A 13,981-nucleotide genomic window follows, 5' to 3' on the forward strand; every position below is an offset into this window, starting at 1 on the left:
GGCACGATAGTCGTCGTGGCAACCCCACTGTCACAGAAATTATCGTGTCTCACTTAAGGGGGGCAGTCCAGTGCACTCAATTGCTCCCCCCATTCGAACCTGCGTTCTGCCCGCTCATCGCTCGGCCGGCTTTGGCCCGCGCTTGCCGGGCTTGAGCGTGCGCCCCGTCATCTTCTCGATGTGGGCGAGAAAGCGGTCGCTGCCGAGCGGACGGCCGATGCTTTCGGCCGCGCGCAGCTTGCCGAAGAGCTGATCCTCGTCGTCCGGAGCCTTGGTCAGCAGCGCGGCGATGTCCGGAAAGATCTCCCTGACCGGGGCACGTGCGGTCACGCCGTCGTCCCTGTCCCTGAGATGCGCGCGCGTGCTCGACCAGGCCCAGTCCTGCGCACGCGTGACCAGCCGCGCGCGCACTGCGTTGAGGCTGACGTAGCGCAGCGCGGCGGCGAGATGCGCCTCGTCGATCGCCACGGCGCCGAACCGTCCCTGCCAGAAATGACCGCTGCGCTTACGGCGCGCCTGGATGATGCCGGCGTAGCTGCGATGAACGCGCGACAGCGCCCGGCGCAGGCCGTCGGCATCCGACGGCACCAGGATCATATGCACGTGGTTCGGCATCAGGCACCACGCCCAGATTTCGACCTCTGCCGCCGCGCAATGGGTCGCGAGCAGGTCGCGGTAGAGTGCGTAGTCGGCGTCGGCGAAGAACGTCCGCGCGCGTCCGTTGCCACGCTGGGTGACATGGTGAGGCAGACCGGGAACGACGACGCGGGCGAGGCGGGCCATGCATGATCATGCGCGGAAACGCCCGCCGATGTCAATTAAGTGCACTGTCACCGAAAAACGGCCCGACGGGCGATTCCCGCAAGCCCGTCATGCGCAAACTGCCCGTCGAGCCAGTTTGCCGCATGTGTGTCGGCTTGCGGCGCCGGCAAATCACAACGATGATCCCGGCCATCCCGTTCGCGATGAGGAGGGGCGGCTCGGCCGATCGTCACGAGGCGTAGCAGCGGGGAGCGGTGGACGCATCGGGCTTGGGGCTCCGCGCGAGCGGGCCGGCGAGCAGGTCCGGTGCGGACGGTCAAGTCGTAGGGTCCTGGCATCCCGATGCCGATGCCAAGTTCGCATGCAGGCTTCGCCTCGTGCGGATGACGGTGACAGAAAGCCCGGCGCACCGGGGAGACTACGAAGCAGCCGTAACACCATCGCGCAGGGAAGGCCGGGTCGCTCCGGCTGAACCTGTGGTTCCTGCCCCGTGCAATCTTTCCGCACGGGGGCCACGGGTGCCAGTCGGCACCCGGCCTTCCCTGCGCCCTCCGACTGACGAGGAGGGAATGATCGGCAAAGCTCGGGCGCAATCGCGCCGCGAGAGCGGCTCCGTTCGTCTCCGCGTCGACCGCGCTACGCCGTGTGCCGAGCGAGCCTGCTGCCACCGGGCGAGGCCGCCCAGAGCTGAATAATCGGGCACCGTCCGCCACATCTGCTCCACTTTGTCGGCGCAAATCCGCCCGGTATGAATCCCTAAAACTCAGGTAAGCCTTCCAAAAGTAAGATTTTGGCAATCAATCGAACGCTAACTAAGGTTACCAAGTGCTCAACGTCATGCGGAGACTCTGAACGTGAGCGACCAAAAGCCCGAACGGGCCAGCCTTGGCGTGGCCGATACGACTGGCATGGCCAGTGCGAGTGTCGACCTGATGCCGAAGACATCCGCGTTCCCCGATGCAGTCGACCTGGCCGTGCCTGCGATCGCGACCGTCGCCCCGCCCATGATCGCGCCGGATCACGAAGCGCCTGCGGCTGACCGTCCGGGCATCGACCCCAAGGCGGCGATCGTGGAAGCGGTGACCGCGCCCGAGCCGCAGGCCGAGGCCAACAAGTCTGAGATCAAGACCGAGATGACGGCCGATACCGAGATCGGGACGATCAGCGTCAAGCCGGTCAAGCCCGAACAGGTCAAGGTCGAAGCCCTCACGGCCGAGCCGGAAAAGATCGAGCCCGCCAAGATCCAAGCGGCGAAGCCGGAGCGAGCCAAACCAGAGCCCGCGCGGCTCGACCTGGTCAAGTCCGACAAGGGCAAATCCGACAAGGTCAAGCCCGAGCTGACCAAGGCCCAGGCGGCGGGGGGCAACCTTGCGGCGACGGGCAAAGTCGAAGCCGCAGCGAGCTCGAGTGCTGCGAAATCTCCCTCGACGATCCTGGATCTGATCAGGACGGAGCCGGTCAAGTCGGAGCCGATCAAGACGGCTGCGGCCGGTGAGCTCCTCAAGGTCGAGACACCGAAGCTGTCGATGCTCGCGGCCAATGCGCCGAAAGTCGGCCCGATGGCGGCGGCTGCGCCGAAGCCCGAGACGGCCATCAAGCCGGACGCGCCGATCAAGTCCGTGGCTGCCACCAAGACGGAAGCTGTCGTCCGGCCAGAGCCGGCTGCCAAGCCGGAGACTGTTGCCAGGCCAGAGACTGTCGCCAAGTCGGAGCCCGTTGCCAAGCCGGCATCCGCGGCCAAACCCGAGGTGTCCGCGACGCGCGCGGTCACGCCAGTCCGGGCGGATGCCGGGCCGGCGACCAAGGCGGGTGCTTTTGCCGCGGTCGACAAGGCCGCGGCCTGGGCCAAAGCGAAGTTCAAGACCGAGCCCTTCAAGTTCGATGCAACGTCCAAGTCGGCGTCCGCTGCCGCAACGGCGGCCGGCGCGACCGGTGCCGGAGCGGCGCTGCCGCCTCCGCAGCGGGGCCAGGCCCCGCCGCCGCATGCCGTGAACGGCAGGCTCGGCCTTCCGGCCATGGCCGCGATCCTGCTGCTGTCGATGATTGTCGGCGGCGTTGCCGGTGGTCTGGTCACGGCCAAGTTTGTCACGCGCTCCGGCGGCGGTGACGTGGCCGATGCGGCGGCAGGCGAGGCTGCAGACTCCACGCTTGGCGCGACCGTGGCGCGGATCGACAATGATGTCGCCGCGCTGAGGGCGAGTCTCGACCAGACCAATCAGACCAGCCTCGTCGAGCTCAACAAATCCGCCGAGCGTCTCGACCGGCTCGAGAAGATACTGGGTGACCTGTCGACGAAATCGTCGGCCAAGCCGAGCGAGTTGCAGCGTCTGAGCGAGGCCGTGGACCGGCTGCGCGCCGCGCAGGCTTCCGCGACCGCGCAGGCCCCCGCGCGAGACAGCGCGGCGTCCGTGCCGCAGGCGGTGGGCGCAATCAATGCGGCGGCGCCGCCCGCGGGTGTGGCAAGCCGGCAGGAGGCGAGCCGGGCCGAGGCAGCCAGGACCGAGGCGAGCCGGGCCGAGCCGGCGAGGGCGGAGACCGCTCACCCCGAGCCGAGCCGCACGGAGGCTACCAAGCCCAAGGTCGTCGAGGGCTGGGTGCTGCGCGACGTCGGTCGTGGCGGCGCGCTGATCGAGGGCCGCGGTGGCCTCTACGAGGTCTATGCCGGCGATCCCGTGCCGGGCCTTGGCAAGGTCGACGCGATCCGCAAGCAGGACGGTCGCTGGGTGGTCGTCACCACCAAGGGGCTTGTCGTCGCGCGCTGACGGACCATCTGTTTTTGGAGACGAATCTGACGAGGCGCCTCACCGCGACGTGAGGCGCCTCGTCGCACAATTGTCCGAAGCCGCCCGCCTTTCGGCTATCTTCGAGGGCTAGCAGGCCCTCAATTGCATGTTCGTGGAAGCGAGGAGGCGCGTCTTGCGACTGTCGGTATTGGGCCTTGTCATGCTGTGCTGCGGCTCGCTCGCTCATGCGGACGAGAGCGCGCCGATCGAGCGCGGCGCCGCCATCCTCGAGCCGTTCGCGCTGCGTGAGCTCGACAATGGCGCGTTCGGCCTCGGGAAGATGCTTGCGCGCGCGAGCGATGCGCCGCTGACCGACGCGGCATTGTTTGCGATGCCGCCGATGATTCCCGTGCGCAAGGCGCTCGACGCGGAGTTCGACCGCTATGTCGAAAAGCACAAGACCACGCTGCCGAACGAGACCATCGGCGTCGGCACGTCCTACGCGTTCCAGCTGTTCGACCGCACGGTGCTCGATTCGTCCGATGCCCGCTTCGTGCTGGCCGGCGTCGTCAATCGCATGGATCGCGCCTTCGTCGATCCCGACCATTGCGGCGAGGTGCGGCTGCTGTACCGCCTGACGCGGACCACGCCGCCCGAGGCCAAAGATGGCGAGGTCGCCTCGCCGCGGCTGCCGATGACGCTCAACATCGTGCTCAAGGCGCGCAGTGATGCGGAGGCCAAGAGCAATTCGCCGAGCTGTGCCGAGATCGCCAAGCGCTGGCTGGCGACGTCCGATCTGCAACTGACCGGGCCGGAGCTTGCCGCGAAGCTGACGGCGCCGGACGGCCCGCTGGCGCTGATCAGGCCGGAGAACATCCACCGCATCGAGACCAACCTGCAGATCGCGCATGCACCGAAATCGGCGATCCGCGATTTCCGCACCGACTACATGATGAAGGTGTTCGACTATCAGGCCGCGAGCGGGACGTTCGAGGAGGCGGTGCTCGAGGATCAGGTCGATCGCGACCGGCTGCTGGCGGATGCCGCGCTGGCGCGCGAGTTCAAGGCCTGGCTGCTCGACCCCGTCCATCTCGGCGAGCTCGAACGCGGGACCGCGGTGATCCCCGAGCAGTTCCTGGCCAAGGTTGCGGTGGCGCCGACCCCGGTCGGATTCGTCAATTCCGATCTGCTGCCGGCTTATGGGCTGGTGCAGGGAAGCGCGGCCGGGCAGGGCGCGGTGTTCACCGAGGCCGACGTGGTCGGTGCGCTGGAGAAGGCGGCCGCGCAGGGCATCGTGCTGCAGAACATCCGGTCGGTCGCGGGCTTCGAGCGTCGCCTCAACGATTCGAGCTGCGGCGGCTGCCATCAGACCCGCGGCATCGGCGGCTTTCACTTTCCCGGCGTCGACTGGATGGCGGAGAAGCCGTCCAACACCGTCGTGGTGCCGGGCTCGCCGCACTTCTTCGGCGACCAAGTCCGTCGGCGCGACATCCTCAACGCCTTTGCCGAGGGGCGGACTCCGGATTTCTCGCGCGGCTTCGCCAGCCGCCCGCAATTGCGCGGCAGCGATGAGCTCGCCGGCACGGTCTACAATGACGGCTGGGGCGGGCATTGCTACGCGAGCCACGCCGCTGCCGCGGACAACGACAAGAGCTTCTCGACCTGGACCTGCGCCGCGAACCTGTCCTGTCAGACCGGCCCGGCGACGCGGTTCGGCATGTGCTTCATCGCGACGCGCTAGCTCAGGCCACCGCGCCGCGCGCGCGCAGGTCGCGGATGGCCTCCTCGTCGAAGCCGGCGCTGCGCAGGATCTCGTCGCTGTGCTGGCCTATGCCGGGCGGCTTGCGCGGGGTGACCTTGCGCTGGCCGTCGATGAAGATCGGGCTGTTGACGGTCAGCATGGTGTCGTTCTCGAACGGCACCAGCACCTCGTTCTCGATCATCTGCCTGTCGTTTGGAATGTCGTCGAGAATTCCGACCACCCCGAACACGAGCCCGCTGCCGTCGAGGATCTTGCGCCATTCGGCCAGTGGTCTGGTCGCGAACACCGCGTCGAACTCATGGATCAGTTCGACCGAGCGGGCGTGGCGATCGGCCTTGGTGACGAAGCGCGGATCGTCGATCAGCTCCTCTCGGCCGAGACAACGGGCGAGGATCGGCCACTGCTTCTCCTCATTGAGGAGCGACAGCATGATCCAGCGGCCGTCCTGGCACTTGTAATGATTGGCGACCGCGTTCAGCGCGCGTTCGCGTGGCCGCCGCTCGACGAAGGTCGCACCGCAAAGCTTGGCCTGAGCGAGCACGGAGGCCGCCCAGACCCCGTTGGCCATCAGGTTGGAGGCGACATGGCAGCCCTTGCCGGTCTTCTCGCGCTGGTAGAGCGCCGTGACGATCGCGCCATAGAACGCCATCGCGCAGGGGTGGTCGCCCATCCCGGCGACGGAGCGGGCGGGTGTCGTGCTCTCGTCGGCACGGACCAGGTCCATCAGTCCGGAGCGCGCCCAATAGGCATTGCTGTCGAAGCCGGGTTTGTCGGCTTCCTCGCCCTTCTCGCCATACCCGGTGAACGACGCATAGATCAGCCGCGGATTGAGCGGCGCCAGCTTTTCGTGGGTGAGGCCGAGCTTGGCGCGGACCGACGGCGGGAAATTGGTGATGAAGACATCGGCTTCACTTACCAGCCGCTGCAGCACGGCTTGAGCTTCGGATTTCGAAAGATCGAGCGCGAGGCTCCGCTTGTTGCGGGCTTCGAGATACCACGCGTAGTTATGCTCGCTGCGCGGATAGCCCGGCAGGTTCGGCAGGTTGCGGTAGGGATCGCCGGCGCCGGGCGGCTCGATCTTGATGACGTCAGCGCCGAAATCGGAAAGAACGGTGGCGGCTGCGGGGGCTGCGATGAAGCTCGCGCAGTCCAGCACCTTCAGGCCATGGAAAATGCCCTTGTCGTCCATGATGCGTCGCTCCCGTCGCTCGTTTCCGCGCGCTGGAATTCTGCTGACGGCGCGGTTCGAGGCGCATTTGACCCAGGTCGGGCGAGCGAGGCAATGGCGGGGAGGGAGCCGAAACTACAAACAAGCGTAAAGATGTGATCAGGAGCGGGCACCGCTCCTGTCTATTTCGACGTGTCGACAATCATGCTGGCTTGGTGAGGGAAACGATCGCGCCGAAAAGCCGCGAGGCGGAATGGCGCGCCAATTGGTCCGCTACACTTTCAGGTTCTCGGCCGAACTCCTGCCGCGGTTGGCGATCTCGTCGTACTCGATCGTCTGGCCCTCGTTGAGGGTCGTCAGCCCGGCCTTCTGCACTGCGGAGATGTGAACGAAAATGTCCTTGCCCCCGGCCGCGGGCTGGATGAAGCCATAGCCCTTGGTCGGGTTGAACCACTTGACCGTACCTTTAGCCATACGTCGCCTCCGCGGGACCAATCCGAGTACGAGCCGGCGGTCCCCGCAAACCGTCAGGCCCGGAATTCAAGACTACTGCGGTTGCGACAGGCGTGATAGCGCAAACCGCGGGCGGTTTTGGCCCGAAATGATCGATATCGTGGCGGCTTTGCGGCTTTTGACCGCAGCACCACCGTTCCGCCAGTCACCGCGGACCCGCTGCAACCGTTCTCGGTATGACAGCGCAGGCTGCAAACAGGTTCAACGCAACGCGTCATGCCGCGGCCCCCTCGTCCGAGAGCATCGCGAGTTCGGCGGCATCCATGGCCGTCCTGACGCGCATCGGCTCGGCGCGGCCGCGAATCTCGACCTCGCGCTGCGGCAGCACGTCGGAGGCGAGTCGCGCCCGCGCGTAGACCTCGTCCGAGATGATCACCTGGCAGCCGAGGGTCTTCGTCATGTCCTGCAGTCGTGATGCGACGTTGACGGCGTCGCCCAGCGCGGTGAACACCATGTGGTCGCGATAGCCGATCTCGCCGACGATCACCTCGCCGCCGTGAATGCCGATGCCGAAGCGGATCGGCTCATGCAGATCATGGCTGAGGAACGCGTTCAGCTCGGCGATGTTGGCCGCGATGTCACGCGCCGCCTGGATCGCCTGGCCGCAGGCGACATGTGAATCGGCGGCTAGTCCGAACAGCGCGAGCATACCGTCGCCGACGAACTGATTGGGCTGCCCGCCATTCGCCAGCACGGCCTGGGAGACGGCGCTGAGGAAGCGGTTGACGATGAACACCACGTCGAACGGCAGCCGTTTCTCAGCGAGGCCGGTCGATCCGCGCATGTCGACGAACAGGCTGACGAGGTAGCGCTCCTGCCCGATTCCGGCACGCGAGCTGCCGCGCTCGCCGGGTGTCGGGTTCGGCATGAACAGTTGGAAGAATGAAAGATCGTCGGTGGGGCGCAATTGGCAGGCCAGCCTGACCGACGGGTCCGCCGCGCCGATCTGCGCGAGCACGAAGGCCTCGCGAGGCGAGGGGGGCGGCAGCGCGCCGGGATCTCCGATCACCCTGATGCGGCAGGTCGAGCAGCGCGCGCGGCCGCCACACATGCTGGCGTGCGGTACGTTGTTGCGCAGACTGGCCTCGAGCACGGACAAACCCTTTGGCACCCGGATGGAGCGGCCATTGTTGTAGGACAGCGTGACCATGCCGCCACGTCGCTCATGGACTGCTCGCACGCCGCGCGCGGCGAGCGCCAAGCCGATCAGGCCGCCATAGCCGATCAGGAAGCCGTTCATGATGCTCTCCAGCACCGCCTGTTCAGATGGCGTGCCGGTCTGCTTCAATGAAAGATTTTCGGCACGCCACTGCGGTGTTGCGTTGGCGGCGATGACGTCTCGGCCTCCACGGTAGAAGCCGAGCAGCGCCAGCGCCGGGAGCAGCACGGCGCAGGCGAGCAGCCACGGCGCCGCGCGCTTGTAGAACGCCTTGAGCCGCAGCCAGAAGTGCAGCCCGATGCAGCCATGCGCCCATGACGTTAGCAGGGCTGCCGACATCAACCAGATCCGCCAGGACGGGCCGGTCCAATACGAGTACAGAACCTGCGGGTACAGCTTCTCCTGTCCGTACAGGGTCTGTCCGATGCGGACGCCGGCGATGTGGCTGAAGATCAACGCGGGGATGCTGAGGCCGAGCAGCAGTTGCAGCGGTTCCATCGTGCTGCGGCTGAATTGCCGGCGCTGATAAAGCGCCCACACGCCGAGCCCGCCATGGGTAAGAGCGGCCGCATAGAACAGCACGGCGATCGGAAGAAACTGCCAGAACGCCACATGATAGGACACGCCCTCGGCGAGCGCCTGCAGCGAGATGTTGCCGAGCGCATGGTTGAGAAAATGACTGAGCAGGTAGCTGAAGAGTATGAAGCCGCAGATCAGCCGCACCTGCCGCACACCGATGCCGCGACAGGCGGACTGCAAACGATGGTAAATCGAAATGGTCATGTGGTCCGTATGATCTGGAGTCGCAATGCTAGAGATTTATTCCCTGTTGTCCTAGACGGCTGGTGGCGGCGGTCATCCGGCGGCGCGAGCTGCGCGGGAACGTTGACTCGCCCGGCGGAGTCGGGGAAAAGCACCGCGTGACGGCCATCTCCCCAGGCACCGACAGCCCAAAGTCTCGGTCCACGCGCGCTGCGTGGCTGATGGCTGCGGCCGTGATCGCAAGCATGACGATCATCCGCATCGTCTATGCCGGGACGCTCGATCTGCGCACCGACGAGGCCTATTACTGGACCTGGTCGAAGGAGCTGCAGCTCTGCTTCCTCGATCATCCGCCCATGATCGCCTGGTTCATCCGGCTGGGCACTGCCCTGTTCGGCGACACCAATCTCGGCGTTCGCTTTGCCGGCATCCTCGCGATGGCGGTGACGCAGCTCCTGCTCGCCGACATCGTTCGCCGTACCACTCACGATATGCGGGCCGTGATCCTCGCGGTGCTGCTGCCCGAGGCGGCGCTCTACTATGGCCTGCTGATGGCCAAGGTGGCGCCGGACGTCGCGGCGATCCCGTTTGCACTCGCGATGATCTGGGCACTGGTGCGCCTCGCCGAGAGCGACGATGGCCGCTGGTGGCTCGCGGCCGGCCTGTTCGGTGGACTGGCGCTGTTGTCCAAATTCACGGTGGTCATGCTGCTGCCGGGCGTGGCGGCGTTCCTGCTCGTTCCGGCCTGGCGCAGCCGTTGGCTTCTCAGTCCCTATCCATGGTGCGGGGCGCTGATCGCGCTCGCCGTGTTCTCGCCGGTGCTGATCTGGAACGTTCAGCACGACTGGGCCTCGTTCCGCTTCCAGTTCGTTCGCGCCACGGCGCCGCATGAGTTTTCGTTGCGGACGCTCGGCGATTATATCGGATTGCAGTTCGGACAGGTCGGCTTCGTCCTGCTGCCGGTCACGCTGTCGGCGCTGAGTTTCACGGCCTGGCGAGGCTATCGCACGTGTGAGCCGGTCGCGATTCTGCTGTCGACGGCGGTGCTGGTGCCGTTTCTCTACTTCCTCTGGAAATCGTTTACCTTGCGGATCGGCGACACCTGGCCGATGTTCATGTGGCCGATCGGGTTTGCGGCGGTCGCGATCAACATCGTCAAGCTGCCGCAGGATGGCGCATCCGCCTGGTTCGTCCGATCGACCGTGCGCTGGGCGCGGATCGCCGTCGTCAGCGGCATCGCCATGGTGGTCCTGATCTTCCTCTACTACGTCGCAGCGCCCTGGAATTTCCTCGGACGAGCCGATCCGATCGGCGCCGAGGCGGGCTATCAGCAGGTGGCGGCGCGCGTTGAGCAGGAGCTGGCAAAGACCAGCGCCACCTGGATCGCAACCTCCGACTACCGCACTTATGCAATGATGCGGTGGTTCTTCAGAGGGCACGTGCCGGTGGTCCAGATCAACGAGCGTGCCCGCTTCATCGGCTTCCGTGATCCCGGCATGGACCTGATCGCAGGACATGCCGGCCTCTATGTCGTGCGCGAGCCGGACAATGCCGGCCCGCTGCTGGCGGACACGACCGCGCACCGCGAGCCGCTCGGACATGTCGAGCGGAGCTGGCGCGGCCGTGTCATGGACACTTACGCGTTCGGCAAGCTGACGGGCTGGACGCCGGAGCTGGCGCCACCACCGGACTCGCCATTGTACCCATGGCGCTGGCTCGCCGGTGACCTTGATCACACGCCGCGGGCTTGAGCTTCATGCCTGGTCCTCCTGCTTGCGCAGGAGATCCTTGGCGAGATCGGCCAGCGCCGGCCGCGGCAGCGCGGCGAACGGCATCGGCCGCGTCACGTCGATGGCGGCGAGGCCGAGCCGCGCGGTGAGAAGGCCGTTGAGCACGCCTTCGCCGAGCCGTTGCGACAGTTTTGCCGCGATGCCATGCCCCAGCACCTGCTGGATCAGGCTGTCGCTCGCGGCCATGCCGCCGGTGATGGCGAGATGCGCGACGACGTGGCGCAACAGGCTGATCATGCCGAGCGCGCCGGGACGGCCGCCATAGAGCCGCGCGAGCTGACGGATCATCCGCAAGCTTGCCACGAAGACGAACAGCACGTCGATCAGCGCGCGCGGACTGACCGCCGTGACCACGGAGACCCGTTGCGCCGCGACCGACACCAGCCGCCGTGCCTCGATGTCGAGCGGCGCCATCAGCTCGCGCTCGGCGAGCTTGATCATGTCACCGCCGTCGATGATGTCGTCGGCGTGGCCGGCAAGCGCGGCACGCGGACGCGCCAGCCGGGGATTGGCATGCGCGATCCGCAGCAGCTCGACGACGACTTCGCGGCTCTCGGCGCGATCGTCGGACAGCAGCACCGCTGCCGCGCGCTGATGCAGCTTCTCGATGGTGGCGAGCCGCACCAGCCCGTAGGTTTCGCGGGCAGTGACGGCCGCCAATGCAATCGCGGCTGCGGCCGCGAACCCCGCGCCGACATAGCCGAGGGCTTCGCTGCGGGCGAACAGATCCTCGATCAGTCTGACGACGCCGAGGCCGAGTCCGAGCAGGACGAGGCCGGCGACCGAGCCCCAAAAAAGCGCGCCCCAGCCAAAGCCGCGCCGCGCCGGCAGTATGGTCTCGACCTGCACCGGCAGTTGCGCCGGATCGGCCTCCGGCGTGATCTGGATGGTGCCGCGGCCCGGCCGGGTGGCCTCCTCGGCATCGACCACGACGACGTCGGGATCGTCGAGCCGGAAGGTTTGGGGACGACGTGGCTTGGCGCGTTCGCTCATTGCAGCCGGTCTCCGATCAGGAACTGAAGGGCGCGGTCCATGCGGATATGGGGCAAAGCGGGCTCGGCGCCAGGATCGGGGGCCAGCAAAGGCGGGCGGAACCGAAGGAAGCGGAAATCGGTCCCGTCGGCGGCGGCGCTCGACAGGCCGCGATAGGCGCCGCCCTTGAACAGCTCCTCGGCGTCGGCTGGCAGCTCGCCCGGAAAAGTGGCGACCTCGGTGTTGCCGTCGAAGATCTCGCCATTGGCGCTCTCGCCGGCGGCGGGGGTGCCGAGCAGCGAGGGGAGCTTGTCGCGGCCGCGGGCGACCAGCGCCTCGCGCGTCGCCCTGACCGCGGCCAGCGCCACGACGTCGATCGCAGCGCCCGTGCTCTCGGCGCGCGCGACGGCATGGTTGACGGCACGCCGCAGCACCGCTTCGAGCCGGTCGTGGCTGGTGTGATGCAGATGGTCGGCCTTGGTGGCCGCGAACAGGATGCGATCGATGCGCGGCCGGAACAGCGCCGTCAGCATGTTTCCGCGCCCGACGCGGAAGCAATCGAGAATGCCGGTCAGCGCGGCCTCGAGATCATGCAGCGCCTCGGGGCCGGCATTGAACGCCGCCAGCGCGTCGACCAGCACGATCTGGCGGTCGAGCCGGGCGAAGTGGTCGCGGAAGAACGGCCTCACCACGATGTCCTTGTAGGACTCGTAGCGCCGCGCCATCATCGCCCACAGCGATCCGCTCGGCGCCTGGCCTTCGGCCGGCACGTCGAGGGGCGCGAAGGTGAGCGCCGGCGAGCCCGCGAGATTGCCCGGCATCAGGAAGCGGCCGGGCGGCAGCAGGCTCATGGCGAAGCGCTCGTCGCGGCAGGCGCGCAGATATTCGGTGAACAGCCGCGCCGCCTCCAGGGTCGCCGGCTCGTCCTCCAGGCCTTCGGGGGCGAGCGTGGCCAGATGCGCGTGCCAGTCCTTGGCGACATGCGCGCGCGGCTCGCTGCGCGACAGCGCGAGGCTTTCTTGCGCCCACTGCTCATAGCTCTTGTTCAGCAGCGGCAGGTCGAGCAGCCATTCGCCGGGATAGTCGACGATGTCGAGCGTGAGCGTCCGCTCGGCGCCGTTGGCGCGCTGGAATTCGATCACCAGCCTGAGCTCGCTGATGTCGACGGTCGAGCTCGGCCAGCGCCGCTCGGCGACCAGCGCCCGCAAATGACTCTCATAGGCAAAGCGCGGCACGCCGTCGTCGGGTTGCGGCGTCAGATAGGCGCGGGCGATGCGGCCCGATGCCAAGGCCTCGAACACCGGCATGCGCCCGCCGCGAACGAGGTCATGGATCAGCGCGGTGATGAACACGGTCTTGCCGGCCCGTGACAGCCCGGTGACGCCGAGGCGGATGGTCGGGTTGAGGAAGCTCTCGCCATAATCGAGCAGGGCACGGGCCGAGAGCCGCGCTTCCTCGACGAGTTCGGAAAAGGTCACCATGGGAGGAGGGGGAATTCGCAGTTGAAAAGGGCGTGAGCGATTTTTGACAGGTGGCGATGCAAAACGCCGGATTCAAGCTCACAATTCCGGCCCGTTTCCGGATAGAACCAGACTTTGAACGGAACGTTGACCACTGGAAACCATAATCCTTCCGGCACAATTGTCCCGGAAAACCGGCACCAGGTTCTGACATGACCGTATTTCAACTGAAGCAGTTCGCCTCGACCTCCGTCCATGCCGCCACCGGCGCGATGCGCTGGAACTACGACAAGGTCGAGATGATCGCGGACGGCGTCGTCCACGTCGTCGGCATCGCCGCCGGGCTGGTCGCCGCAACCGTGCTCGTCGTGCTGACCTCGATCTATGCCAGCGCCGTCGACATCGTGGTGGTGTCGATCTACGTCGCGGGGCTGCTCTCGATGCTGACGCTGTCGGCAACCTATAATCTGTGGCCGGTGTCGCCGACCAAATGGGTGCTGCGCCGCTTCGACCACTCCGCCATCTACGTCCTGATCGCAGCCACCTATACGCCGTTCATCGCCGCCCTGAAGGATACGGTATTCTCGGCCGCGCTGCTGCTCGGTGTCTGGGGCGTCGCCATCTTCGGCATCGTGCTGAAGCTGCGTTGGCCCGGGCGCTTCGATGCGCTCTCGATCGGCCTGTATCTCGCGCTCGGCTGGAGCGGCGTGATGATGTACGACCGGGTGATCTCGGTGATGCCGGCCTCGGTCCTGGCCTGCGTGCTCACCGGCGGCATCCTCTACAGCCTCGGCGTCATCTTCCACTCGTGGCGGCGCTTGCGCTTCCAGAACGCGATCTGGCATGGTTTCGTGTTGCTGGGCGCCGGCTTTCATTATACCGCGGTGCTCGATCTGGTCTTGACCTAGAA

At 66.7% G+C, this 13,981-nt stretch carries 10 protein-coding genes; 4 read left to right on the forward strand and 6 right to left on the reverse strand.

The features are described from left to right. Nucleotides 1-114: 114 nt before the first annotated feature. Nucleotides 115-783 (reverse strand): transposase, encoded by a 669-nt coding sequence (locus QW881_RS31970; RefSeq protein WP_315759477.1) that lies wholly within the window; start codon nucleotides 781-783, stop codon nucleotides 115-117. 833 nt (nucleotides 784-1,616) lie between these two features. Here QW881_RS31970 and QW881_RS31975 point away from each other — a divergent pair. Both QW881_RS31975 and QW881_RS31980 read left to right on the forward strand, forming a co-directional pair. Beyond that, nucleotides 1,617-3,524 carry a hypothetical protein gene (locus QW881_RS31975; protein ID WP_315759478.1) on the forward strand — a complete coding sequence of 636 codons (1,908 nt, stop codon included), beginning with the start codon at nucleotides 1,617-1,619 and terminating at the stop codon, nucleotides 3,522-3,524. Between the two features lie 127 nt (nucleotides 3,525-3,651). Further along, nucleotides 3,652-5,226, forward strand: coding sequence for a hypothetical protein (locus QW881_RS31980; RefSeq protein ID WP_315759479.1), 1,575 nt, complete (start codon nucleotides 3,652-3,654; stop codon nucleotides 5,224-5,226). Nucleotide 5,227: 1 nt separating this feature from the next. On the opposite strand, the gene QW881_RS31985 is transcribed toward QW881_RS31980, so the two are convergent. From QW881_RS31985 to QW881_RS31995, 3 genes are all read right to left on the reverse strand, one after another. Continuing rightward, a complete protein-coding gene (locus QW881_RS31985; RefSeq protein ID WP_315759480.1) occupies nucleotides 5,228-6,436 on the reverse strand; it encodes a CoA transferase in 1,209 nt (402 codons plus the stop codon). A gap of 252 nt (nucleotides 6,437-6,688) precedes the next feature. Beyond that, nucleotides 6,689-6,889: a cold-shock protein gene (locus QW881_RS31990; protein ID WP_315734280.1), complete on the reverse strand. Its 201-nt coding sequence runs from the start codon at nucleotides 6,887-6,889 to the stop codon at nucleotides 6,689-6,691. Between the two features lie 253 nt (nucleotides 6,890-7,142). Further along, a complete protein-coding gene (locus tag QW881_RS31995; RefSeq protein WP_315759481.1) occupies nucleotides 7,143-8,870 on the reverse strand; it encodes an adenylate/guanylate cyclase domain-containing protein in 1,728 nt (575 codons plus the stop codon). A gap of 224 nt (nucleotides 8,871-9,094) precedes the next feature. Here QW881_RS31995 and QW881_RS32000 point away from each other — a divergent pair, with 224 nt between their 5' ends. Further along, the gene (locus tag QW881_RS32000; protein WP_315759482.1) at nucleotides 9,095-10,600 is read left to right on the forward strand and encodes a glycosyltransferase family 39 protein; all 1,506 of its coding nucleotides are present in this window, start codon (nucleotides 9,095-9,097) and stop codon (nucleotides 10,598-10,600) included. A gap of 3 nt (nucleotides 10,601-10,603) precedes the next feature. Here the strand turns inward: QW881_RS32000 and QW881_RS32005 are convergent, their stop codons facing one another. Both QW881_RS32005 and QW881_RS32010 read right to left on the reverse strand, forming a co-directional pair. Further along, nucleotides 10,604-11,632, reverse strand: coding sequence for a TIGR01620 family protein (locus QW881_RS32005; protein ID WP_315759483.1), 1,029 nt, complete (start codon nucleotides 11,630-11,632; stop codon nucleotides 10,604-10,606). After that, the gene (locus QW881_RS32010; protein ID WP_315759484.1) at nucleotides 11,629-13,092 is read right to left on the reverse strand and encodes a YcjX family protein; all 1,464 of its coding nucleotides are present in this window, start codon (nucleotides 13,090-13,092) and stop codon (nucleotides 11,629-11,631) included. The genes QW881_RS32005 and QW881_RS32010 overlap by 4 nt, the downstream gene beginning before the upstream one ends. Nucleotides 13,093-13,283: 191 nt before the next feature. Here QW881_RS32010 and trhA point away from each other — a divergent pair, with 191 nt between their 5' ends. Next, nucleotides 13,284-13,979: a PAQR family membrane homeostasis protein TrhA gene (gene trhA / locus QW881_RS32015; protein WP_315759485.1), complete on the forward strand. Its 696-nt coding sequence runs from the start codon at nucleotides 13,284-13,286 to the stop codon at nucleotides 13,977-13,979. The last annotated feature ends 2 nt before the right edge of the window (nucleotides 13,980-13,981 follow it).

Origin of the sequence: Bradyrhizobium sp. SZCCHNS3016, from assembly GCF_032484535.1 — a bacterium.
In the GTDB taxonomy this organism is placed as follows: Bacteria; Pseudomonadota; Alphaproteobacteria; order Rhizobiales; family Xanthobacteraceae; genus Bradyrhizobium.